General features: G+C 56.5%; 16 protein-coding genes. 1 reads left to right on the top strand and 15 read right to left on the bottom strand.

The genetic code is table 11. The annotated features are described in order from the left end of the window. Window positions 1-7 precede the first annotated feature (7 nt). The 12 genes from RB620_RS12740 to RB620_RS12685 all read right to left on the bottom strand — a co-directional run bounded on the left by RB620_RS12740 (window position 8) and on the right by RB620_RS12685 (window position 17,213). Complete coding sequence (locus RB620_RS12740) at window positions 8-1,498, bottom strand: glycoside hydrolase family 32 protein (RefSeq protein ID WP_308094839.1); 1,491 nt, start codon at window positions 1,496-1,498, stop codon at window positions 8-10. A 29-nt stretch (window positions 1,499-1,527) separates the two neighbouring features. After that, window positions 1,528-3,000 carry a glycoside hydrolase family 32 protein gene (locus RB620_RS12735; protein WP_308094837.1) on the bottom strand — a complete coding sequence of 491 codons (1,473 nt, stop codon included), beginning with the start codon at window positions 2,998-3,000 and terminating at the stop codon, window positions 1,528-1,530. Window positions 3,001-3,003: 3 nt separating this feature from the next. After that, window positions 3,004-4,611 (bottom strand): glycoside hydrolase family 32 protein, encoded by a 1,608-nt coding sequence (locus tag RB620_RS12730; RefSeq protein WP_308094835.1) that lies wholly within the window; start codon window positions 4,609-4,611, stop codon window positions 3,004-3,006. A gap of 76 nt (window positions 4,612-4,687) precedes the next feature. Continuing rightward, the gene (locus RB620_RS12725; RefSeq protein WP_308094833.1) at window positions 4,688-6,055 is read right to left on the bottom strand and encodes an ABC transporter substrate-binding protein; all 1,368 of its coding nucleotides are present in this window, start codon (window positions 6,053-6,055) and stop codon (window positions 4,688-4,690) included. Window positions 6,056-6,204: 149 nt separating this feature from the next. Further along, window positions 6,205-7,164 (bottom strand): carbohydrate ABC transporter permease, encoded by a 960-nt coding sequence (locus tag RB620_RS12720; protein WP_308094832.1) that lies wholly within the window; start codon window positions 7,162-7,164, stop codon window positions 6,205-6,207. Between the two features lie 22 nt (window positions 7,165-7,186). Beyond that, complete coding sequence (locus RB620_RS12715) at window positions 7,187-8,089, bottom strand: carbohydrate ABC transporter permease (RefSeq protein WP_308094830.1); 903 nt, start codon at window positions 8,087-8,089, stop codon at window positions 7,187-7,189. Window positions 8,090-8,100: 11 nt separating this feature from the next. Then, a complete protein-coding gene (locus tag RB620_RS12710) occupies window positions 8,101-10,398 on the bottom strand; it encodes a DUF5696 domain-containing protein (RefSeq protein ID WP_308094828.1) in 2,298 nt (765 codons plus the stop codon). Window positions 10,399-10,431: 33 nt separating this feature from the next. Continuing rightward, window positions 10,432-11,067 carry a Yip1 family protein gene (locus RB620_RS12705; protein ID WP_308094827.1) on the bottom strand — a complete coding sequence of 212 codons (636 nt, stop codon included), beginning with the start codon at window positions 11,065-11,067 and terminating at the stop codon, window positions 10,432-10,434. After that, window positions 11,064-12,533, bottom strand: a complete 1,470-nt coding sequence (locus tag RB620_RS12700; protein ID WP_308094826.1) for a hypothetical protein — start codon at window positions 12,531-12,533, stop codon at window positions 11,064-11,066. The genes RB620_RS12705 and RB620_RS12700 overlap by 4 nt, the downstream gene beginning before the upstream one ends. Before the next feature lie 19 nt (window positions 12,534-12,552). Continuing rightward, window positions 12,553-13,422 (bottom strand): carbohydrate ABC transporter permease, encoded by an 870-nt coding sequence (locus RB620_RS12695; protein ID WP_308094824.1) that lies wholly within the window; start codon window positions 13,420-13,422, stop codon window positions 12,553-12,555. Between the two features lie 18 nt (window positions 13,423-13,440). Beyond that, window positions 13,441-14,340, bottom strand: a complete 900-nt coding sequence (locus RB620_RS12690; protein ID WP_308094822.1) for a carbohydrate ABC transporter permease — start codon at window positions 14,338-14,340, stop codon at window positions 13,441-13,443. Further along, window positions 14,337-17,213 (bottom strand): extracellular solute-binding protein, encoded by a 2,877-nt coding sequence (locus RB620_RS12685; protein ID WP_308094821.1) that lies wholly within the window; start codon window positions 17,211-17,213, stop codon window positions 14,337-14,339. The genes RB620_RS12690 and RB620_RS12685 overlap by 4 nt, the downstream gene beginning before the upstream one ends. A gap of 154 nt (window positions 17,214-17,367) precedes the next feature. On the opposite strand from RB620_RS12685, the gene RB620_RS12680 reads away from it, so the two are divergent. Further along, on the top strand, window positions 17,368-18,285 hold the full coding sequence (locus RB620_RS12680; RefSeq protein ID WP_308094819.1) for a hypothetical protein: 918 nt from the start codon (window positions 17,368-17,370) through the stop codon (window positions 18,283-18,285). 19 nt (window positions 18,286-18,304) lie between these two features. Here RB620_RS12680 and RB620_RS12675 read toward each other — a convergent pair whose 3' ends face one another. From RB620_RS12675 to RB620_RS12665, 3 genes are read right to left on the bottom strand one after another with little or no spacing between them, the layout of a single operon-like run. After that, window positions 18,305-20,053 (bottom strand): response regulator transcription factor, encoded by a 1,749-nt coding sequence (locus tag RB620_RS12675; RefSeq protein WP_308094818.1) that lies wholly within the window; start codon window positions 20,051-20,053, stop codon window positions 18,305-18,307. A gap of 7 nt (window positions 20,054-20,060) precedes the next feature. Further along, entirely contained in the window at window positions 20,061-21,845 is a 1,785-nt protein-coding gene (locus tag RB620_RS12670; protein WP_308094816.1) for a cache domain-containing sensor histidine kinase, read from the bottom strand. 29 nt (window positions 21,846-21,874) lie between these two features. Then, a complete protein-coding gene (locus RB620_RS12665; protein WP_308094814.1) occupies window positions 21,875-23,221 on the bottom strand; it encodes an ABC transporter substrate-binding protein in 1,347 nt (448 codons plus the stop codon). Between the last annotated feature and the right edge of the window lie 151 nt (window positions 23,222-23,372).

Raw genomic sequence — 23,372 nt, 5'->3', positions numbered from 1 at the left:
TCTCCGCTTACCCCCAGATGCCATTAAGCCGCCACGAATCAAGCGACACGAGTTCCGCCTCGCCGCCGCGGGCAACAAAAGAAATTCCCGTTTGATCCGCTTTGCCGTAAATCCGGTTCGTCATGGCGATCCGGCCGTCGTTCGCGAACAGCTCCGCCGACGAGCGGTCCAAATAAAGGCGAAGCTCGATCGTACCGTCGGACAACAACGATAACGGCGCGACGCTGACTCCGCCGTCGCCGGCGCCTGCCCGGCTGCGGTCCATGCTCAGCTTTCCTCCAGCGACATCATAGACGATCTCCGCATAAGCTTCACCGTCCGCGGAAGCAAAAAAGCGCAGACCCACCTCGGATGCGTCTCCGGGGCGAATGCGGGCGATCAGCTCCAGTTGTTGGCCTGCAACTCCCGCCACGCCCGCAGGCTCCCCGTCCCGGAGAACGATGCCGCTTGCTTGAACCGCCTCGCCGCGAAGCACCTCCAGCTCCTTCACGGGACGGCTGCGCAGCGTGCCGTCCGCCTCAAGCGTCAGCTCTCGCGGCAACGTCATCGCGCCGTACCAGCCAAGCTCCTGCTCCGGTGCGACTGCTCCCCAGATGTTCATCCAGGCGAGCATGATCCGGCGGCCTTGGTCGTCCAGCAACGTCTGAGGCGCGTAGAAATCGAATCCGTAATCGATCAGCTCGGCGTACCCCTTCTCCAGCCTGCATGCCTCGTAATCGAATCTGCCCGTCACGTACAGATTTTTGTAGGATCCCGTGTTCATCGGCGAGATAAGAAGAGCGTGATGCTCGCCTCCGCCGATCGGGAACAAATCCGGGCATTCCCACATATCCCCCATCGTGCCGTCGCTCTCCAGCGCGGCCCCTCTGTACGTCCACACTCTCAAATTCTCAGAGGTATAAATGATGGCTTTCCCCAGCCCGTCCTTGCCGTAGCCGACCGCCATATACCAGAGCTCGCCCCGCTTCCATACCTTCGGATCGCGGAAGCCGAACCGCTCGCGGTCGGGCGAATCTTCGATCACGGGATTCTGATCCGGCTTGTTAAACACGATACCGTCGACGCTGACGGCCAAGCTTTGCACCTCTTCCGGCGAACGCCCGTCGACATGACCGGTATAAATCAGCGTCAGCGTGCCGTTATCGTCGACCGCGCTGCCCGACCAGCAGCCTTGGCCGCCTGCGGGCCCGCTGTCGTAGGTTTCGGACGGCGCAAGCGCGACGGGCTGATGCTCCCAGTGGACCAAATCGAGGCTTGTCGCATGGCCCCAATGCATCGGGCCTTGTTTGGATTGGTACGGATCATGCTGATAAAACGCGTGATAGACGCCTTGGAATTGGATCAGTCCGTTCGGATCGTTCATCCAGCCTGCAGGCGGCATCAGATGATAACCAAGCCGATACGTCCGGTCCATGGCGGACTCGAGCGAGGAAAGCGCCTCTCCCGCCCGATCGATTAGCGCCGCGTGTTTCAATTGATTAACAGTCAGGTTTCCCATTTCTCTTCACCATGCTTTCTCTGCAACTATTACACCCACGCCGAATTCATTCTGCGTACGGTCACTTCCGTAAAAACGACTTTTCCCCCATCCGCGAACAGCTCGATGCCGTCCGCTTTCCCTTCGGGGTAGACGAGCGAAGTAAATACCGTCTCTCCGCCATCCACGAACAGCTCCACGACGGATTCGTCCACGAAAGCCCGCAGTCTGATTCGGCTGTCCTTCGCCCCATGCGGAGCCTCGAACCTTTTGCCGAAATGAAAAGGCTTGCCTTTCCTGCTGACGAAGTCGTTCCGCCCCGCGGCCGTCCGGTCCAAGAAGGCCAGCGCGGCTCCGGGCTCATACCCCAGCAAGGTGCGTTCTTCGCCGGACGCCCGCACCCGCAGTCCGAACGCGGTAGGTGTATCGTCCTCCCGCCATTCCGCCTCCGCTTCGATCTCGTAAGAGCTGCCCGTAAACTCAAGCTTCAACGCTCCGTCCGACAAAACGACGTCCCGCCAAACAAGCGGCCTTCCCTCACGAAGACTCTCCAACTCGGCAATCGGGTGCTGGCATAAGACGATCCTCCCTTTCTCAGACGTCTTGAGCGTGAGCGAGCGAGGAACGGACATGCCTCCCTTCCACGGAGAGGTCGGTCCCGCGAACGGATATTTCCAGTTGGACGTCCAGCCGAGCCATACCGTCCGGCCATCCGCTTCCGGCATATCCGAGTACGTCACCGCCGCATAGAAGTCCTGCCCGTAATCCGTCCATCGAACCTCGCCGCCGCTCTCGTCGTCGTTCCGGAATTGCCTTCCGTCGAACTCGCCGATGAAATATTGCGCCGTGGACCCGTCCGTCTCCCCGTTGTCGCCGATGCTGACATGCAGCACCCACTTCGACAAGCCAGGCCTTCCTTCCACGGGCAGCCGAAACAAATCGGGGCATTCCCATACCGCCGCGCGGCAGCCTTGGCCTTCGCCGAAGCGGCTCTCGAACCGCCATTCGAGCAGATTGGCCGATGAATAAAAATAGACTTCCTTATCGACCGACACGACCATGACCCACTTTGCCGCCTCTTCATGCCAGAGCACCTTCGGATCCCGGAAATCCTTCAGGCCGGGATTCGGTATAACGGGGTTGCCTTCGTATTTGGCCCAAGTGCGTCCGCGATCGCGGCTGTAGGCCATGCTTTGCGACTGCAAACCGTCCTTGAAGTGGGTGAATAACGCGACCATGCCGGATTCATCCCGGAAGAGCCCGCTCGTATTCCGCTTGTCGATCACGCAACTGCCCGACCATATATCGCCGAGCTCATCCCCCACGAGCGCGAGAGGAAGATGCTCCCAATGGATCAAATCGCGGCTAATTGCATGCCCCCACCGCCCCGTGAATTGATAAAACTGATGATATTCCCCGTCAACGTAGACCATGCCGTTCGGATCGCTCATCGGACCGGACGGCGGCGTCAGATGGAACCTCGGCCGGTATCTTTCCTTGTACAAGGGTTCGCCCGTCGTCATCGCTTAATCCTCCTTCGGCGTGAACAGCGCAAGCTCGGACAACGTCACGGCGCCGCCGCGGGCGTACCAGCCCCAGTTGCCGCCCGGCATCTTATAGATGCGCGTCGTCAATGCGTAATCGTCGACATAGAAGACGGCAACATCGTCTTCGATCAGAAGCGTGAACGGGTATTCCGTCCCTGCGCGGAACGGAACCGAAACGCTGACGTCAGGCTCGACGGTGGTGAGCGCTTCGCCCTGCACCGCGTCGTAACGAATCCGGCTTTTTCCCGGTTCCGCTTGAATGCCGTACGCCTTCTCGGCGTCCTCGCCGACGCTGGCCACGAACCCGGTGAACTGCGTGCCTTCTTCAAAGCGGAACTTGCCGGTCAATTTGGCGATTTGCGGCAGCTTATCGAACACGACGCCCGCTAGCCCGGATTCGCCGTCCAGCTTCCACTCTCCGCCGCTGCCCGTAGCGGTGCCGAGCGTACGCTCCATCTTCATTTCCTCGGGCTTCGATAAGTAGTCGGCAAGCTGGTCGGGCGGTTTCACGCCAAGCGTACCGTCTTCATGCGCGACGATTTGATGGGGGACGAGATTGCCTGCCCAATCCCATTTCATGAAGTCCTTCTCCATCTGGCGCGTCGGCACCCAGCCGTACAAGAAACGTTCGTCGCCCAGCATGCCGGTCTTCGCCGCGTAGAACGCCCTGCCGTCGAACAAGTCGTCGCCGTCCTTCGGCAGCAGCCATGGCCCCTCGAGCGAATCGCTGACCCGGTAATGGGTCGCTTTCTTGTCGCTGAACTCCGAGAAAACCAAATACCATTTGTCCCCGATCCGGAACACGTCCGGACATTCCAGCATGAAGAACGATGACGACGCTTCGACCTCCAGCGGCTCGCTTACCTCCCATCGCTCCAAATCCTTGGATACAAACTTCGCGATAACGCCGCCGACGCCTTCCTTCCTTGCGCTCACCAGCATCCAATAAACGCCCGCTTCTTCGTTATACAACACGAACGGATCACGGAAATCGTGTATTTCATAACCTTCCGGGGCAACAAACGTATGCTCGGGCAGCTTCGTCCATGTTTTGAGATCCTGGCTGACCGCGTGCATCATCGCTTCCTTCGGCTTTCCCTGATCCGGGAACTTCCAATTATGGCCCGTGTAGAAGGCGTGGTACGTATTCCCTTCCTTGATGACGCTGCCCGTGCCGATCGCCAGATCCGGCTCATGTTCTAAACCGACGGGAATCGATTCCCCTTCATCCGCATAGTCCGTCAGCGTCGTTGTCGTCACCTGATGCCAAGGATGGAAGCCCGGCGCTCCGTCTCGCCAATCCTGCAGGTAGAACAAATGCAGCTTATCCGTCCCGTCGTTGTACGGCATCAAGTCGCCGACCCAGCCTGCCGGCGGCTTCCAGAACAGTCGATCGGAAGGAGCCATCGCTTCCGCTTCGCCGGGAACAGCCGACTCCGCCGGCTTCTGCGATGGGGCGATCGACGCTTGCGGCGTTTCCTGCCTGCTCTCGCCCGGCCCGTTCGCGCCATTGCTGCATGCCGAGAGCGCCATTATCGCGGCGGCGCCCAATAGGCAGGCAACCGTCCTCTTCTTACGAACTGCCATTTCTTCATTCCCCCCATCTTCCCTTAAAAGGCATACCCGCCGCCATAAATCATGACAGCGGGCTGCTTCAAGAGTTTTATTGCGTCAAGGTGATGTTGATGCCTTCCTCCAGCATCGCCTTCGCCGTTGCGGCGAACGTGCCGACCGGCGTGCCGTCCTTGATGCCCGTAAGAAGCGCGGTATTGGCATCCCAGTATTTTTCGACGCCGATTGGCGCGAACAGGATTTTGCCTGCGAGCTCGTTCATGAAATCAACCTTCTCCTGGCCGTACAGCTCGACGTTTTTGGCCGTCGCGACCTTTTGCTCGTTCTCCGACAGCAGCTTGATGAACGCCGCGGCGCCTTCCGGGTTTTTCGAGACGGTCGGGATCGACCAGCCGGACATGCCGCCAGGGCCTACGCCGGGCTCGCCTTTAGGGCCTTTCGGCACCGGCACGAAGTCGATTTCGTAGTCGCTCTTAAAGACGTTGAACCCGCCGAAACCGTATTCCGCCGTCATGGCCAGCTTGCCGTTTTTGAACTCGGCGTTGAAGTAGTCGCCTTCCTTGTCCTTGTCGATGTATTTGTCCTTCAGAAGCGCGTCCTGCGTGAATTGAACCGCTTCCTTCACGTTGTCGGAATCGTGGTTCGCGGAGATCGTGCCGTCTTCGTTGTAGGTCAGCAGCGTTTTGCCGTTGGAAGCGACCATCAGCGCGTAACCCGCATCCCACCAGCCGAAGCCGAATTGGTCGCTCGCGCCGTCGCCGTCCGTATCCTGCGTCATCTCCATAGCCGTGGAGCGGAACGTTTCCCATGTCCAGTTGCCTTCGGCGTACAGCTCGGAAGGTGATTTCACGCCGTTGTTTTCGAATAACGTTTTGTTGTAATAGATCACGATCGGAGCCGCTCCCACGCCGGCCGCGTACGGCTCGCCGCCGAACTCAAACGCTTTCAAAACCGAGCTGTTCCAGAGCGGGTCGGCCAGATCGATGTAATCGCCAAGCGGCATCAGCATCTTCTTCAGCGGATAGACGGGGAAGTTCTGGTCGTTCGCCTGCGCCACGTCCACCTGCTCGCCCGCATTCACCATCGAGATCAGCGTCGCCTTCTGGTCGCCCCAAGGCACCGCGATCAGATTGACCTTGCCGCCATGCTGCTTCTCGAATTCGGGAATTGATTCCAGAAGCGCGTCGTACGCATCCGGGTTATTCGTTTTGCTCTCTTGATACTGCTCGAGCGACGTATGGTACAGCACCGTAATGTTGCCGTTTGCAAGCTTAACCAGCTCTTCTTCCTTAACCTCATTGCCTTCGGCTTCCGCGCTTCCGTTGCCCGCGTTTCCGGTATTGGCCGCATTGCCGGCATTGCCCGCATTGCCGTTGCCGCCGGAGCAAGCCGACAGCACCGTAGTCGTCATCATCACTGTCGCAAGCATCATTGCCCAAGATTTTACGTTTTTGTTCATTTGGATAGCCTCCTCGTTTAATGGATGATTCCTTTTTTTGGTTGACTCCCTCGATCATTAACCAGCAAAACAAAATCCTCTTGCCTGCCATGCAGAACCTTCGGCCTCGCCTCCCTTCAAGCCGGGCGGGTCGCCCCGCCCGCTGCCCGTTACTTAATGCCTACATGCTCGATGCTGTCGGCGAATTGCCGCTGCGTAATCAAATAAAGAACGATAAGCGGCAATATCGCGAGCAAAGCGCCTGCTTGGATCCTCGTCACGATCACCAGCGGGTCGCTGATCGTCTGCACGTTCACGATGGATTGCAGATCGACGCGCAGCATGGAAATCGCGATCGCGAAGTTTTTTTTCATATTGCCGAGCAAGAGGTTCGACATGTAATATTCGTTCCAGTGCCAGACAAAGGAAAACAGGAATACGGTAATCATCGCGTTTCTGGCGTTAGGCAGCATGACCCGGAAGAACGTCTTGAACGGTCCGCAGCCGTCCATGTAAGCCGCGTCCTCAAGCTCCTTCGGCATGCCCATAAAAAACTGGCGGAAAATAAAGATGAACAGTCCCGCCCTTAACCCCATGGCGAACATGGAGGGCAGATAAAACGACCAGTAGCTGCCGACCAGACTAACGGACTCCGGCCCTCCGGTTATCGCCGACGTCAGCTTCATGAGGCCGAACGCATCGAAGTACCGCATATCCGCGTAGAGCGGGAGAATGATGGTCTGAACCGGGATGACAAGTGTTAAGATGACAAGGGAGAACAGCAGCCCCGAGAAGGGGAACTTGAATCTAGCAAAGCCGTAAGCGACGAAGGCGCAGGACAGGACGTCGAGCAAACCGCAGCCGAGGCCGATCAGGACGCTGTTCTGCAGCGCGTCCCAGAAGTCCATGACCCGCAGCGCGTCGGCAAAGTTGCTAAGCGTGAACGACTTCGGCACCCAGATGACGCTCGGGTCGATCGCCTCCTCCGGCTTTCGCAGCGCCATGCTCATCATATAGAGCAGCGGGTACAGAAGCTGGTAAGCGATCGCCGCGAGCAGCGCGTAACGCGCCGTCGCCGACGCTATTTTTTTGGCCAGCTTCAGCTGGCGTCTTCCTACAATGGCGTTCAACTTTCGATTCCCCGCTTTCCGATTAATCCTTGAGGTATACGATCCGTTTCTTGAGCAGTACATACACGAGCCCGAGGAAGGCCGCGATCGCAAGGCAATACAGCCATGCAAGCGCGCTGCTGTAGCCGAACCGAACTTGGGAGAATGCCGTGTTGTAAATCATCATGATGACGCCGTTGCCGTAATCGGTGAACGTATCGATGATGGTATATACGATGTTCAGCAGCATCATCGGCGTCAGCATTGGCAGCGTTACCTTCCAGAACTGCTCCCAAGGACGGGCTCCCTCCAGCGAGGATGCCTCGTACAAGTAACCCGGAATCGTATGCAAGCCCGCTAGGAACAGCAGAACCTGGACGCCGGAGCGCCATGTCAGGTCGAAAATGCGGCTGATGACGTTATTGAAGATTTCGATCAACTGAGGCCCGAGCCCGAGCTCCGTCAAAATGCCGTTCATGCCCGCTCCCGCGAACAGGTAGACGCTCTCCGCGCCGCCCCGCATTCCCTGCGAGAACACGTCCTCCTTCAAAATTTGCATCAGGACGCCGGAGGCGATGATGACCGGAAGGAAGGATACCGCCCGCATGAAGCCGCGGCCCGGGAACTTATGTTTGATCATCACGGCGACGAACAGACTGTACACCAAGATGAGCGGCACGCCGTACAGCATATTAATGAAGGAATTGACGGCTTCGCGTATAAAGCTTGGATCCTTGTAGATCGCATACTCGAAATTTTCCCAGCCGATGAAGCTTCCTTTCAGCCCCTGAGGCGTCAGCTCCAGGTTTTGAAAGGCATAGATGAAGGAAGTCAGAAGCGGCTTTGCGAAAAACAATATAAATCCGATGATCCATGGCAGCACGAACAATAACCCGTACAGCTCTTTCTTCTTCGTATAGGGCATTGCCCGTAGACGTCTGAACATGCTCTCACTCCCTAACGAATGAGGTAGCCGTTCGCCGGAATGTCGAACCCGCCGGCGACGGCGTTCTTATCGTTATAATTGACAAAGGCTGTTATGCCGTTCTCGAAGTTCGTTTCGTATACGCCCTCCGCAAGCTTCCGATGGCCCGTAATCGCGCTGCCCCGGAATTCCTTCATGGCGGCGCTAAGCTCCCGGTGCTGCTCCAGCAGCTCCTCGCTCCATAGCCCGTACTCCGCGCTGTACAGATCGTCGAACTCGGTGCCCGTCAGCAGGGAAGCTTCCCTGGCGATAAAGCGGTAAGCGGGATAAGTTCCGGTCTCGATCAGCTTCAACATGTAGTCGCGCGGCATGCTGGAGAGATTGACCGGTTCGCTGTATGCGGGCAGCAAGCCGCTGGTTGCGATACGGTAGAAAGGCACCTCTTCGTCCGTGACGTCGAATCCGCTCGCGTATAGCGGCACATCGGTCAGCGCCGACGCATACGGGAACGCGTAAGCGTTCGGATGGTCGAAGAGGATAGGGCCGGCTTTCTCCGAAGCGCCGCGCAACGCTTCCTCCCAGATGCGGCCCGTCTCGTTTTTGGACAAGCCGCCCCGCTTGAAGTCGGAGTAGACGGCGGAACCGATGCCTTGCAGCGCGATGCCGCCAAGCTCGTTCCTCTCCGCGCTTGCCGCAAGCCTCACCGCGGCTTCGGCCGCGGAGTCCGGCTTCATGAGGTACCATCTTGCCGAGCTTTTGTCCTTCGTGCCGTCGCTAAGCCGGTACTGGAATTTCAGCGCCGGCGCGCGGCTGATGCCTTTGGCCGTATCGGAAAATTTGCTGAAGCCGTTGCCGCCTTCATACATTCGGGTCGGGTCTGCCGCGGGATAGAAGGCGACGCCTTTATCCGTAAGCTCCCGGCTCAGCTTCAACAATCCCTTCGTGCCGCCAAGCTTTCGCTCCGCGCTTAGCGACACCGGCACTTCGTCCATGGCGCCTCCCGGGCTCCAGCCCGTCATGCGGACGGATAGGCCAGTGATCCCTTCGCCGATCAGCTCGCTTGCGATATTCGAAACATCCTTGAAGGAAGTCAGCGTCTCCACCGTTTCGTACGGGAAGCCGAGGAACGTCTCCCGCTTCTTCGCGCCACCGACAAAGTCGATGAGCAGCGGCAGGGACTCCTCCTCTGAATCCGCAGGTTGCTCCCATGCTTTGACGCCCAGCTCCTCCTGCAGATACGTCCGGTAACGGCCCGCCATTCCCGCGTAGGTCGATTGTTCTTCGCCGCTAAGCAGGTAATAACGAACTTCGAACGGTTCTTCCCCGGTCATCGAATCCGAAGTGCGCGTCACTTGTTTTTCGTTCGGCGTGCCTTCGAGCAGTACATTCGTTTCCGATTCCATCAAGTTGAGATAGCCGAACACGTTGTTGTAGCTGTTGTTTTTGCCGCTCACCTCGGCCGTGATGCCGGCCTGGTATTCCCCGCTCGCCATGACGGCGAGCAAGCCGCGGTTTCCTTTGTTAATGCCGAACACGGGCAGTCGCGCCGTTTCTTTGTTTTCAACCGCGGCAGGGAGATCGAGCGCAGCATCCCCGCCGTAAACCCGCTCGTTATAGCTCCGGTAACTGCTCTTGCCGTTGTTGAAGCGTATCAGCGCTCCGCTTCCGTCCGGCACCAGCATGAAGCCTTCTTCCTCTGGGCCTCCCGCCCCGAAGAAAGGAAGCAGGCTAATATTGACCAAATTAAACTTTCCCGTCTGTCGAATGCCTTCGGTCACGATCGCCGCCGACAGGTAATCCTCGCCGAGCGTATATCTTACAGGGATAACGAAGCCCGCTTTCGGGAAGCCGAACGCGATCTCGACGCCTCCCTCTACTTGCTTCAGCTCGGGTTTTCCTTCCTTCACGCTGCCCGTAAAGCTGTTCGCCTGGAACGGCTTGTTCAGCCCGTCGACGTAATCGATAAGCAGCTGTGATGAAAGCTCCATTTTTTTGGCGCCTTTGGCCAGCTTGTCATGCTCGCGGTCTGCCGGATTACTGAGCCATACCGCGCCCGTGCCGGTATCCGAAACCGCGATTTCGGCGGTATCCGGGCTTACGTGCAAGGTAAGCCTGCCGTTCTCGGCAACGAGCTTCCAGCCGGACAAATCCGGCGATTCGGCCGCTTGCTTAGGCTGCGCTTCGCTTCGAACCGTTTCGCCGCCCGCGGCGACTTCGGCAGGCGCCGCCGCCTTTTCCCCTTGCGCAAGCGCACTGCCTCCCGCCCCGCCCGCGGCCGCAGCGATCAGCAGCGCGGCGACAAGCAGCGCCGGCAACATTTTTGTTTTCATCCAGGTGTCCTCCTTCCTCATGGGCTCGCAGCATCAGTAGCGGAACAGCATCTCGTTATAGATCGTGTAGAAAAACACGTACACTTGATTGAACAGCGTATAGAACAGGACGAGCAGGAACAGGACGATCGCCATGGCCGCGAACGTTAGCGCGATGGATTGCAGCGTCTTCAGCGCGCCGTAATCGTGAACGATGTTGAGTCCGATGAACAGAAGCAGCCCGCTCCATAACGTCGCGATCGTCATCGCGTATCCGAGGAACATGCCTTCCTCCTGCACGAGCACGTTGCTCAGCAGCGTCGTTAGAATAAGAGCCGCGACATACGGTATGATGGCGTACGAGCTGACGATCATGATTTCCTTCGCTTTTCCCTCGCCGTCCATCCATGTCGCGACCGCCCAATTCGCCGCTACCCACAAGCCGTACAGCGCGACCGTCTTCGCCGCCATGATCCAAACGTTAAGCGCGTTTAAGTCCGCCATATTGAACGGGTAACCCGTGCTCTGGCGCTTGAAAATCGTCGCGAAGAACAAGAGCACTACGATTACGGCCGAAATGGCGATCGAGCCTTTCCCTTCGTCCTTGACCGCGGCAAACCCGTCGAACGGATGAAGCAGGCAGCGAAGCGGATTCAATCTGCTGGTACTCGTCTGCGACATTGTCGTCATCCTCCGGCGACCTCCTTCCTCTTGGCGTTTCTCCAGAGCCGGAAGCCCTTATAGCCGTAATAGCCGGCAAGCGCAGCGATCAGCACGGTCATGATTAGAGGCAGGTTGCCTCGCACCGTATCCATCCGCTTCAGGCCGAACGTATCGGAGTAACCCGATCGGCTCGTGCCCAGCTTGTAATAATGAAGCGCTTCTTCGTAATCGCCTTCCTTCTCCAGCGCCTTCGCCATACCGAGATAAGCGATTTCGTTGCTCGTGTTGCGGCGCGCTACTTCCTTCCAGATGACTGCGGCCTCCTCGTACAGCCCCTGGTTGTATAGGATCGTCGCTTCGCGGACGAGGCTGCCGTATTCGGAGCGAACGAACCTTGTGACGTTGCGTTTGCCCGCGTCGAGAACGAGCAGCTCGTCTTTCCAGTAAGCGAGCGCCACCGGCTGCCCAAACGTGCCTCTCTGATGGCCGAGCGATCCGAAGATGGATACGGGATTGCCTTCGGCATCGTATTCGAACACCTTGCCCCTCGTCCGGTCAAGCCCGGCGATGAAACCGTCGCCGTCGACGGCGACGTCCAGGAACGACGAATCCTGCTTGACGCCGCCCTTGAAGCTTATTTCCTTATCCCCGAAATCCGCCGCTCCGCCGCTCGTCACGAGCACGTTGTTGCCTAGCGGGTTCAGCTTCTTGATTTCCTCCCGGGAATTCCGGGAAACGATGGTCGTCGTATACACGAAATTGTCCGCGCCGATATGCAGATTGGAATACTCGATCGGCAGCAGCTTCATCATGGCGTCGCGTTGCTCTTTGGAGAGGATGCTCTTCCAGAACGACTCCAGCACGACCGCCGGCGTCACTTCTACCCGGTTGCTTCCGTAATACCCCGTAAACTTGCCCTTAGCGTCAAACTGCATCAACCCGAAAAACTGCCCTTCCGACAAAACGTAAATGCGTCCCGCGTTATCCGCCGCAACCTTGACCGGCTTAAACACGAAGTCCGATGCGATAAGCGGATCCTGCGGCTTCTCGATCACGAGATCCGCCTTCCCGTCCGCTCCGGCGCGGATGACGCGTCCCGCTTCCTTGTCGGCGATATACATCGTCCCGTCGCCCGATACGAACAGTCCCGTCGGCGCGCTGAGCTTCAGCTCCGAGCCTTGCCAGCTCAAGCCGTCGATGACGGTTTCGGCTTTAAACTCTTCATTCAGTTTGACGATGCGCTTGTTGCCCGTATCGGCGACGTAGACGTTATCCTGCGCATCGACGAATAGATCTTGAGGTTCCATGAACGCTCCCGCTCCGGCCTCTATGCCGGTGTACGAACCGCCGGGAAGGTACCCGGTCGGAGACGCCTTCGACTGATCCCATTCGTTATACACGTACGACTTGTATGGAGCTTCCGCATGCGCCGTCTGACCGGCCGCCAGCATCGGCAGAAGAAGCGCGGCGGCTAACGTAAGTTTGAATTTCAATGTGGCTCACCTCTTCTTGTCACTTGATTCCCGCGAAGGTCATCGTCTCGACGACCTTGCGCTGCAATAGCACGAATACGATGATCGGCGGAATCATCAGAATGACCGAGGCGGCTGCGCCGGCGCCCATCCTTGCGATGGGATCGCCTGCGACGATCTGCTCCAGCGCCAGCCTGAATACTTTGTTCGATTCGCTGTAGATCAGCTCTTTGGGCGCATAGTTCCACAAGTTGACGAATTGGAAAATGACGACCGTCATCAATGCCGGAACCGAGTTCGGCCAAATGATGGAGAAGAAAATTTTGTATTCGCTGGCGCCGTCGATTCGGGCCGCCTCCAGGATGGCGTCCGGCAGCTGCTCGATGAATTGCTTCATCAGGAACAGGCCGAGCGACGAGCCGATCCACGGCAGGATCATCGCCGCGTACGTGTCTACGATGTTCAGCTCCGCCATCATGATGAATTGCGGAATGAACGTCACTTGCGGCACGAACATCAGCGCCATTACGATCACGGAGAACAGGTTGTTTTTGCCCGGGAATCGATGTTTGGCTAGCGGATAAGCCGCCATGGCCGCGAAGACGACATGCAGCGCCGTCCCCGCAACCGCTACGAACACGGTGTTGAAAATATACCTCGACAGAGGCACCCACATATTCGCCGCGAGCTGGTACAGATCGGTAAAGTTCGTCCAAGTCGGACGAAGCACGATCAGTCGCGGAGGGAATTGCAGCAGCTCGTCGAGCGGCTTGAACGCCGTCACGACCGCAAAGTACATCGGGAATGCCGAGAAGACGCCTAGCAGCGCAACGAATCCGAAGATGAACAAATTCCCCGTAAAGGAACGCCTTGCTTTGGCCCCGGCTTTTTTTCTGGTAATCGTAAACATGGTTCTACTCCCTCCGGATCAGATTCCGACCTTATTCAGCAGCTTCGTGACGAGCCGGTTCGTGAACACCATCAGGAAGAACAGCACGACGGCCATCGCCGACGCGTACCCCATCTCGTAGCGGATACTGCCGTAGTCCATGACATGCGTCACCATCGTTTCGCCCGCGTATTCCGTACTAGGGAAGCCTGCAAGCTGAATCGATACGTCCGCGACGCTGAACGAAATGACGATCTGCATGACCGCGCCGAAGATCAGCTGCGGAATCATGGACGGCAGCGTGATGTACCAAAGCTCCTGGAAGCGGTTTTTGATGCCGTCCATGACGCCCGCTTCGTAGAGGCTCCGGTCGACCGTCTGCAGTCCCGCGACAAACGCGAGGAAGCTGATGCCGAGACTCATCCACAGCTGGACGAGAATCAAAATGATCAGGACGTATTCCTTGTCGAGCAGCCAGGCGACGGGTTCGGATATAAAGCCCATGCCCATGAGGAGGCCGTTCAGGTAGCCGTATTCGTCCGGGCTGAAGATCAGGCGCCACATCGGGAAGATCGCCGCTCCGATCACGGTCGGGATATAAAACACCGACGTCGCGATCGAGCGAAGCGTCTTGGACAAGTCATTGATCATCCAAGCGACGAAAAAGCTGAGCATATAGCTGACCGGACCGGTCACGAAGGCGAAAAACAACGTGTTCTTAAGCGCGATGATAAAGACGTCGTCATCCAGGAACAGCCGGATGTAGTTGTACCAGCCGATGAAACGCGGCGGCTCGATCATATTGTAATAAGTGAAGCCCAGCACGACGGACAAGATGACGGGCAGGATCGTAAACAGCAGGAAAAATACCATGTACGGCGCCATCAGCACATAGCTTTCCTTGTGCTTGCCGATCGTGCGGATCATTGAACCTTTCATTGCTCCACCCCGAATTCATACCTTTTTCGTTCGATTTCATCATTGATGTCTTTGTTCCAATAAAAGAGCGTCTCGCGGGCGTTCCGCTTCTGAAAGACGGTCTCGCGGAAGGCGTTATCCAGGTTGCGCAGCGTGTAGTAGCCGCCCGGCAGCTCCGGAATTTCCGTCACCTGGTCCCATTGCTCGTTCAAGCTGGCCTGGTCGGCGCGGCTCCATCTCGTGGCGTCTATCGCTTCCGTATTGGCTGGAAGCCTTCTGCCGAGCACGCCCATTTCGTTCTCCAGTTCGTTCACGAATTGGGCTTGCACCTCGGCCGAATTCCACCATTGCAAGAATTTCCATGCCGCTTCCTTGTTTTTCGTATCCTTCAGCATGATGCCGGCCGTTCCCGTCGCGCCCGTCGCGCGATCGATGCTGCCGTCCGATTGCGGCATACCCGGAATCGGCGCCATTGCCCAGGTGCCCGTAATTTCCGGGGCCGCGGCTGCCAGCCGGGTATAGAGCTTGTAGGAAGAAATCACGATCGGCATCTCGCCCGTGCGGAATCGGTTCAAATCGTCCTTGTAAAGCGCATAATCGTATAAATTATAGAAATCCGTCCATTGCTTGAACGCTTTGAACGCCTCCGGCTCGTGAAGCCTTGTGCCGGTCTGCTCCTCGTTGTAGATGCCGCTGCCATTCTGCATCAGCAGCGTCGGGTACAGATTCAGCGCGCCTATGCCTTTGGTCAGAAGCTGGAACGCGTCCAGGTTCTCGTACGGCAGGCCGATGCCCATATTGTTGTTTTGCAGGATGGGCGCGATTTTCATGACGTCATCCCATGTTTGCGGCGGTTCGATGCCAAGCTCTCCCAGCACGTCCTTGCGATAGAACATCATAAAAAATTCCTGATCGTCCGGAATGCCGTAAATGCGGTTTCCGTATTCGTACGGGACAAACGCGGAGTTTTTGAATTCGTTTTTTAGACTGTCGAATCCCTGCCACTCGTCTAGCGGCTCGAGCGCCCCGCGGAAAGCGAGATTCATCGTGTCGCCGCGGCTCGTGAACAGGTTCACGTCCGGGCCTTCGCCGGCCATCACCGCCGTCACGAGCGACGTACCGACCAGATTCAGCTCGACGCCGATTCCCGTCTCCGGGATAAACGACTCGTCGATCATCCGCTTCAGCACGTAAGCCTGGTCGCGGCCGAGTCCGATCCAGACTTGGATCGATTCGCCGCTTTCGCCTTCGGCTTCGAGCGCGTCGTAATTTTGCAGGAAGGATCCCGCAAAAGCTCTGATCTCGTGGGTCGCCCTCGCGGCCAAGCCCGCTTCTGCCTTCGGTTTCTTCGCATCCGGCGACGCAACGTACAAGTAGTCGAGCTCGAGCGGCTGCTGTTTTATCGTCAGCAGCCAGTCCGCAATGGCCGCAACGTTGTTTTTGAAGTTGGCAAGCCGTTTCGGAATGCCGTCCGGTCGGTCGATAAAGCTTTCGAGCTGCCGGACAAGGATGCGGAGCGTCCGGGAGCCTGTGCCGGATTGTCCGGACATGGCATCCAACCTGTCAGCTTCGGCTTGCATCCGGTCCGCCAGCTCGCGGAATAGCTTCGGAAGCTCCGGAATCGTTTTGTCGATATCGTAATCGCGGTATGGATCCGGGTTCATCCCGGTGACCATGACGATGTTGCGGTAAATCTGGTTCAGGTCGTACACGATGTCCTGTACTTCCTTCGCCGTCTCCGTCACGTCGCCGAGCGTCACCTCCAGCTTCAGCACGTGCTCGCCTTTCGTCAGGTAGAAGAGATAAGGCTCTCCGTCCTCGCCGCCTAATTCGTTGACCGCCCAGTCCAGCACGTACGGGAAACGAAGCGCGTCCATCTCTTGGAACAGACGCTTGCCGTCCAGCTCCATCTTGCGGGAGACGAACATCCCCTTCACCTTGGACTGGTGGTAGCGGGCGCCGATCTTGTACCAGCCGTCCTCCGGCACTTCGAACTTCCAATCGATCCATTGACCCGGAATGTCCCAGTTGCTGGCGCCGATCGTGTTAATCCGAAGCTGATACGGATGGTACGGCGTCGTCAGAGGCGACGTGCGGTCCACCGTCGGGAACAGTCCGGCGTCCGACTTCGCGAATGCGTTCTCGGCTTGAATCGTTAGCAGAAATGGTTCGTCCGACGTTTGGCCCTTCACGTTGTTCGCGTCGGCCGCTGAGTCAGCTCCGTCATTCGTTGCATCCGCCTTGTAGGCCGAGTAATCGGGTGCGGCTTCCGCTTTGGCAAGATGGATATATTCGATCGCCGCCTGCTCGCGCAGGCTTTCGAGCTCGATCGTGTTGCTGCCTTGCTTAAGCGACAAGCGCAGGTTGCCATCGCCGAACTCCCCAGGCGCCTGTACCGTCGCGAGCTGCCAGACGCCGCCTTCCAGCTGCTTCGGCCAGATTTCGTTGCCGCCGCTCCGCTTGAGCTCGCCCGGCTCGTCGTAGTAGACGCGCGCAAGCTCCAGCGGCGCAAATTCGTCGCCGATCTTCTCGCCGTTCGCCGCGAGCGTAAAATCGATCGGCTGTCCTTTCCCCGCAAGCGGCAAATAACCGATGGACAGCTCGTACTCGCCGGCTTCCGGCATCATGACCGTCCATGACAGCTTCGTGCCTTCCAGCCATTCAACCACGCCGCTTCTTCCGCCATGTTCGGTGAGCGTTGCGGCATTGCCATCCGCTTGAAGGGCCTGTTCGGCGCTAAAGAGGAAACCGTCGGAAGGTTTCTCCGCGTCTTGCAGCTCGTACGTTTTGGGCGGATCGACGCGTTTTTCTTTATACGAGCTTACCGTCGCCGCGCAGACGATGAAGATAAGCAGCAAACTGATTACTGTGTAAGAAATCCATTTCTTTTTCACGGCCAACCCCCGCATTCCTTATTCGCAGCCTTGCTGTAGCACAAGTTGATAAAACTTATACTTTCTTATATTTGAAGAATAACAGAGCGGGGCGCGGCTCTAATTTCACTTTGCTCGGGATGTGACTTTCAAAGTTTTTGGTGTTTCACCACCTATGCTTCAAGAATGTTCTGCAACCCGAAATAACCACAGTCGGCCCAGCCCCATTGCCCAGAAGACCCGTCCGGTTCGGCTCACCTTTCAATTACGCCACATCAGCGACACATTCCATTCCTTCATTCAAAGTCGATTGATCTCGTTCATCGCTTACCGACTCTTTACGTACAATCACAAATGCGCTACGATACAAGAAAGCGAAATTACCGTCGCAGGAAAAATTTCAAAACACAAACGTGAAGAACACGCTATCCGCCCCGATCATCGGGGATATGGATCGCGTGTTATTTTTTTTGGAGAACAAAAACAGGATGCGGACGCCCGCAGATTGGAAATGCTTGAGAGAGACTTATTAGGTACGAAGAGGATGTTTTCGGAGGTATTATGGCCGGTGTTCAGCACGCTTGACGGGTTTCAATTGGAGCATCGAATCGTGGGAGGTTCTGGCGTTTCCATGTATATTGATGCATTTTACGAGCCGCTCGGTCTGGCATTTGAAAGTGAGGGTTTTGCCTTTCATGCGGAGAACATCACAAGGGAGAGATTCAGCTTCGAACGGGCTAAGATTCGCGCCATGTTGAAGAATGGCTACGTGTATGTCCCGTTTACGATGGATGAAATCGACAAAAAACCGGAAGCCTGCCGCAGCTCGCTTTACGAAATTCTTCGGTACTGGGGCGGACGCCAGCCTTCCGAGGAAATCACCTTGCATGAGCGTGAACTTCTGCGCTATGTCTCGCGTCTTGGCCGCCCCTTCAAGCTGGCCGACGTCGAGACTTGTCTCCGGATGAAACGTACCTTTTGTTTGAACTTGATAAAGGGGCTCGCAGCCAAAAAACTTATAAAACCGCTGCACCCATCTCGAAAACGCAACCACTATTATGAGTTGGAGAAAGATTCGAACAAATATTTATAGTACGTTTCGCGTACCTGCATCACTTCTCGTCTGCGTGTTTCTCGCGATACTCCTTGGGACTCATGCCAAAGTACTTTTTGAAGGAAGTGCTGAAGTAACTGGAGCTTGACACCCCTACCAGCATAGCGATGTCCGTCAGCTTCAAATCGCTTTCGCGCAGCAATTCGCCTGCTTTGTTCATCCGCAGCTTGGTCAAATATTCGCTAAACGTAACGCCGACGCGGTTTTTAAACAAGCCGGACAAATACGTTTCGTTCAGATGAAACATATCCGCCAAACCTGCCAACGTTAACTCATAGGCAAAATTGTCATCCACGTATTTCTGTACGGCCGAAGCGATCGAACCTCCGCCGCCAGAGCTTCGCGCCTTAAGCGCCGCAACCATCACTTGCCGGCCCAACTCCTGCAGTTGCCCGAAAATAAGATCGCGCGACTGCAAATCGCCAATCGTCATCTGGCATTCCCAAAGCCGATTCTCCAGCGTGTCATCGTTTGTTTTGTATTTTTTGGCGACCGAGTGCAGCAGAAGCAGCAGCCTCGACGCAATAAACGTAAACGTAAACATCGGGTTGTCCTGATCTTTGGGCAAAATCCGCATCATCAAATAGGCAAACGTATTCTGATCGCCGTTCTCGACCGCGATAACAAGCTGTCGCTCCGTTTCGGGAGAAAGCGCCGCCATGATTTCCCCCGCTCCGCCGTCCGCAGCGCGATGAGTGCCATCGACGGTACTGCGACTCCAGGAGAGCATGCTGGTGGAGTATCCGTTTTTGAATTGAAGCACGTCGCTGACAGGGTCGCCGATGCCGATTACGCAGTCAAGCCGCAAATAATGCCGGATATTGTGGCGAAGCGCCCGCGCCAAGCTGTCCGCGCCAGCCCAGGCTGACCCGCCAGCAGCCGCCCGATCCGCTTCCACTCCGTTCGACGCTGCACCGCCAGCAGCCGCGCGATCCGCTTCCGCTCCGTTCCCCGTCGCTCCTTCGGCAACTTTCCGATCGTTCGCCAGCCTCGAAGACGCGCCTTCCAACAGAAGAATATGCATCATGGACGGATGGCCCGCATCATAAAACGGATAAGCGCCGTTATGCGTTTCCGCCGTCTCTCGGCATAACATTCGGAAAGCCATCCTCAGCAAATCGCCGTGCTGGTCGTTATCGCCAAGCCGACCTGCCGGGACCCGCATCTCCACCGCGAGAAACCGCGCGCTTCTGCCATCGCCGAGCCCCAGCAGCTCGCCTAAGCCCAGCTGTGAAATTCTTTCTTTCACCGCAAGCAAGCTTGAGCTCTCTTCCTTGACGAGCCGCAGCAGCAAGCCTTCCCTGGAAGCTTGAAGCTGCTGCTTGCGCTGTGTGCGCTCCGACCGCTTCTTCAAATCCTCGGTACGTTCCGCAACGATTTCCTGGCTTAGCTTCTCCAGCAGCGCAACCAGCTCCTTGCGGCCTACCGGCTTTAGCAAATAATCTTTGACGCCGGCTTGAATGGCAGCCTGCATGTATTCATAATCCGAAAACCCGGAAAGCACGACGATCTTTAGTTCCGGATACAGCTTCTTGCAAGCTTTAATAAGTCCGATGCCGTCCATCTGCGGCATACGAATATCCGTCATCAGCACGTCGGGAAGCGGCCCTTCGGCCAACAAACGAAGCGCGGCCTCTCCGTCTGAAGCCTCCGCCGCAACGACGAACCCCGCCTGTTCCCAATCGATTTTGGCCTTGATGCTGTTTCTTACCCCGATTTCATCGTCAACGATCATGATGCTGTTCATGCTGCGCTCACCCTTTCGCCGCGGGAATGGTAAGCTGAATGGCCGTTCCTTCCCCAAGCTTTGAATCAATTGTAACCTTTAGGCCTTCTCCATAATAGAGGCGGCAGCGCGAAAGCACGTTTCGAAGCCCGATGCTGTCTCCGCCGCTATTCAGTATATCCGCGGAATCGCTGACGCTAACCTCCGTTAGCAATTGCTGCACATAAGCGGGCGCCATGCCGATCCCATTATCCGCCACCCGAAGCTCGAGCTTGTCTCCGGCTTTGCGGACGGTAATAGACACCTGCGCGATCCCGTTTTTCTCCAGGCTGTACTTCACCGCGTTTTCCACGATCGGCTGCAGGAGAAACTTCGCGATCAGAAGCCCGCCGGCCGCCATATCCTCTTCGATCGCGACCTCGAGCCGATCCTCGTACCGGAGCTGGAGAATAAACAAATAATCGCGAATATACGCCATCTCTTCCTTCACTTTCACCAAATCGCTGTTCAGATTCAGCGAATAACGCATCATTTGGCCCAATGCTTCCGTTGCGTCCATCACGACGTCATTGCGTTTCATGGCGGCAAGCCCGCCGATGATTTCGAGCGTGTTGTTGAAAAAATGCGGATTGATCTGCAGCAGCAGCGCTTTGTATTCCGCGTTTTTGCGCCGCAGGTTCGTTTCGAATTCCGTTTCGATCAAATACCGGAGACGGTTGGCCATACTTTCAAAGACGCGGGTAACGTAACCGACCTCGCTATGCCCCGTCCGGACGCTCGGCATCATGGCAAGCGCCTGGGCGAATTCCCCCTTCTCGACATGCTTCATCGCGCGGGCCATTGATGTAAGCGGCCTCGTTATGCCATAGGATAACCAGAACGCCAGCAGTATTGCGCTCACCAGAAGCCCGAAACTAATCAGCAGCAGCGTCCGTTTAATATCATCGATCTTGACGAACAATTCCTTCTCCGGCACCGCTCCTACCACATACCAATTCTGCGCGGGAAAATATCGGTAGAATAACAAATAGTTCTTCCCCGCCTGCTCGATCGAAAAAAAACCTTCCGGCTCGCCTGCAGCCTGACCGTTGATCCGATCCATTCCAAGCTTGACGATGTGTTGCTCCTCCGCCGTCAAGGGCTGCTCCAAAACGCTGCTGCCGTCCTTTTCGACCAAGAACGCTCTGCCCGACTCGCCGAACGATATTTTATCGAGGCCGCTGCGGAGCGCGGTCGTCGGATAATTGACTTTGACGAAGCCGACGTTAGTGAACGTCTGCAGCTGCACGAGCGGGAGCGCGTAACTGTTGATCAGCCTTGATTTCATCGTCTCGTCGGCCTGATCGGGATCGTAATGCGCCTTCGTCCATCGAACTTCGTCCTCGCTGAATCGCTTATGCCAGCTTTGATCCGCGAATGTCCGATCCTGCGTCCAAATCCCCCCGGTATAATCGGTAAAAACACCTATCGTAATGCCGCTGGAATTGTTGATCGTATACGAAGCGAGAGAATCAACTAGCCGCTGTTTGGCGATCAGCCGCTCCTCCATAGCGCTATCCGGATTCATCAGCGTCGTGATCCATTCCTGCGTCATGCTGCTGCTCATGACTTGATTGCCGATTTCCTCTACTTGTTTCAGGAACGTATTCAAATGCGAGCCGAACTGCTCGATCGTCTGCGACGTCGACGTTTCGATCGACTCCCGTATAAGCTCGGACGACGCTTCGGTCAGAAGAAAGACGAGCGCCGTAAACGGTATGATGAGCAGAAGGGAAAAGGCAAGCATCAACCTGCTGCGCAATGAAAATAACATTTTGGTCACCTCATGACTGCACTTCTCGGTTAAGGATTAAGCCGCTTCGAGTCGGCGTATGCCTTATCGATTTTGGCAATGGCCTTCTCTACCGCTTCGTCCACCCCAAGCTTCTCCAGCGTCACGTCTTCGAACAGCGCTTTGACTGCCTCCGCCATCTGCGGAAAGATCGGGGTGATGGGACGCGGCCTGCCGTACTTCTGATTTTGAACGACAAAAATATTTTTCGGATATTCGTTAAACTCCATAAACTCCTTGGCGACGGAGTATCGGGCGGGAATATCGCGCGTGATGCTGGTGTACAGTTTCTGTCCCTCGTACCCGGTCATCCAATGGATGAATGTCCATGCTTCCTCCGGATGTTTCGTCGATGAGGAAATGCCAAGCGCCCAGCTTCCGTTCGCGACGGCCTGCCTGACGCCCTTCGGCAATGGGGCTACGCCATAGTCGACGCCCAGCTTGAAATCCGGAAATTTTTCCGCCAGATGCGCCAGCGTCCAGGTACCGTCGATCGTGATGCCCAGCTTGCGGTTCGGGAAAGCATCCAGCGGATATTCGTACGAAGCAACCTTGTATTTGGTGAACAGCTCCGAATAAAACGCCAGCGCCCGCTTCGTCTCCGGCGAATCCAGCGCTCCTCTTGCCGATGTCCCTTCGGCGTTCATCACATCGCCGCCGAACTGCCATATGATCGGATATTTGAAATACGCCGTCGCTCCCGCATTCTGAAACCCTTGGGCAGGGTCGATGCCGAAAATGCCGTTAGCGGGATCATTGATTTGGATGGCAGCTTCCAGTACCCGCTCCCATGTCCAGGCTTCGTCCGGATCCGCGGACGGAAGCTCGAGACCTGCTTCCCGGAACAGCTTCATATTATAAAACATCGCGATCGACGATTCCGTCATCGGCGAGGCGTAAAGTTCGTTTTGATACGTATATCCTTCCATCGTCGACGTCGGAATATCTTCCAAGTCCCCTTCGGCCTTATAGGAATCCGTCATGGAAAGCAGAGCTCCCGCTTGCGCGTACGATGCCAAATTCGGCGCGTCGATCGCCATAATATCCGGTGGATTCCCCGCGGCAACCGTGGTCCGCAGCTTCGTGTCGTAATCGGAATACGGAAAAGAAGTCATCTCGATCCGAATGTCCGGATGCTCCTCCATGAACCGTGCGATCAACGTTTCGTAGGCGGAGTTTTCGGCCGAATTGCCCGAATTCCGCCAAAATGTAAGCGTTACCATTTTATCGTTGGCGGAAAGATTACCGCTCGAACCATTTTGATCAGCTTGCTTCGGTTCGTTACGATTAGTACAGCCTGACGCCAGCAGTGCTAACGCAACCATTAAAATGACGGCGGTACGCGAACGTTTGCCCAACGTTTCTCTCTCCTTTTTTTCATCCGATTACCCGATTATGATCCATCGTAACTTATACCGAGAATGAATGACTTTCGATTTGCTCTGTATTTCACTTTTAATTTGCTCTGATCTATGTTACCACATTGATCCTCAAGTCACGAGCAGCCTG

Origin of the sequence: Paenibacillus sp. LHD-117, assembly GCF_030929555.1 — a bacterium.
Lineage (GTDB): Bacteria > Bacillota > Bacilli > Paenibacillales > Paenibacillaceae > Pristimantibacillus.
The sequence above is the reverse complement of the archived record's forward strand: the minus strand, read 5'-3'. Positions and strand labels throughout refer to the sequence as shown.

Coding starts and splice junctions, on each gene's coding strand:
- RB620_RS12740 (WP_308094839.1), bottom strand. CDS start 1,498: ATGGGAAACCTGACTGTTAATCAATTGAAACACGCGGCGCTAATCGAT.
- RB620_RS12735 (WP_308094837.1), bottom strand. CDS start 3,000: ATGACGACGGGCGAACCCTTGTACAAGGAAAGATACCGGCCGAGGTTC.
- RB620_RS12730 (WP_308094835.1), bottom strand. CDS start 4,611: ATGGCAGTTCGTAAGAAGAGGACGGTTGCCTGCCTATTGGGCGCCGCC.
- RB620_RS12725 (WP_308094833.1), bottom strand. CDS start 6,055: ATGAACAAAAACGTAAAATCTTGGGCAATGATGCTTGCGACAGTGATG.
- RB620_RS12715 (WP_308094830.1), bottom strand. CDS start 8,089: ATGTTCAGACGTCTACGGGCAATGCCCTATACGAAGAAGAAAGAGCTG.
- RB620_RS12710 (WP_308094828.1), bottom strand. CDS start 10,398: ATGAAAACAAAAATGTTGCCGGCGCTGCTTGTCGCCGCGCTGCTGATC.
- RB620_RS12705 (WP_308094827.1), bottom strand. CDS start 11,067: ATGACGACAATGTCGCAGACGAGTACCAGCAGATTGAATCCGCTTCGC.
- RB620_RS12695 (WP_308094824.1), bottom strand. CDS start 13,422: ATGTTTACGATTACCAGAAAAAAAGCCGGGGCCAAAGCAAGGCGTTCC.
- RB620_RS12690 (WP_308094822.1), bottom strand. CDS start 14,340: ATGAAAGGTTCAATGATCCGCACGATCGGCAAGCACAAGGAAAGCTAT.
- RB620_RS12680 (WP_308094819.1), top strand. CDS start 17,368: ATGCTTCAAGAATGTTCTGCAACCCGAAATAACCACAGTCGGCCCAGC.
- RB620_RS12675 (WP_308094818.1), bottom strand. CDS start 20,053: ATGAACAGCATCATGATCGTTGACGATGAAATCGGGGTAAGAAACAGC.
- RB620_RS12670 (WP_308094816.1), bottom strand. CDS start 21,845: ATGTTATTTTCATTGCGCAGCAGGTTGATGCTTGCCTTTTCCCTTCTG.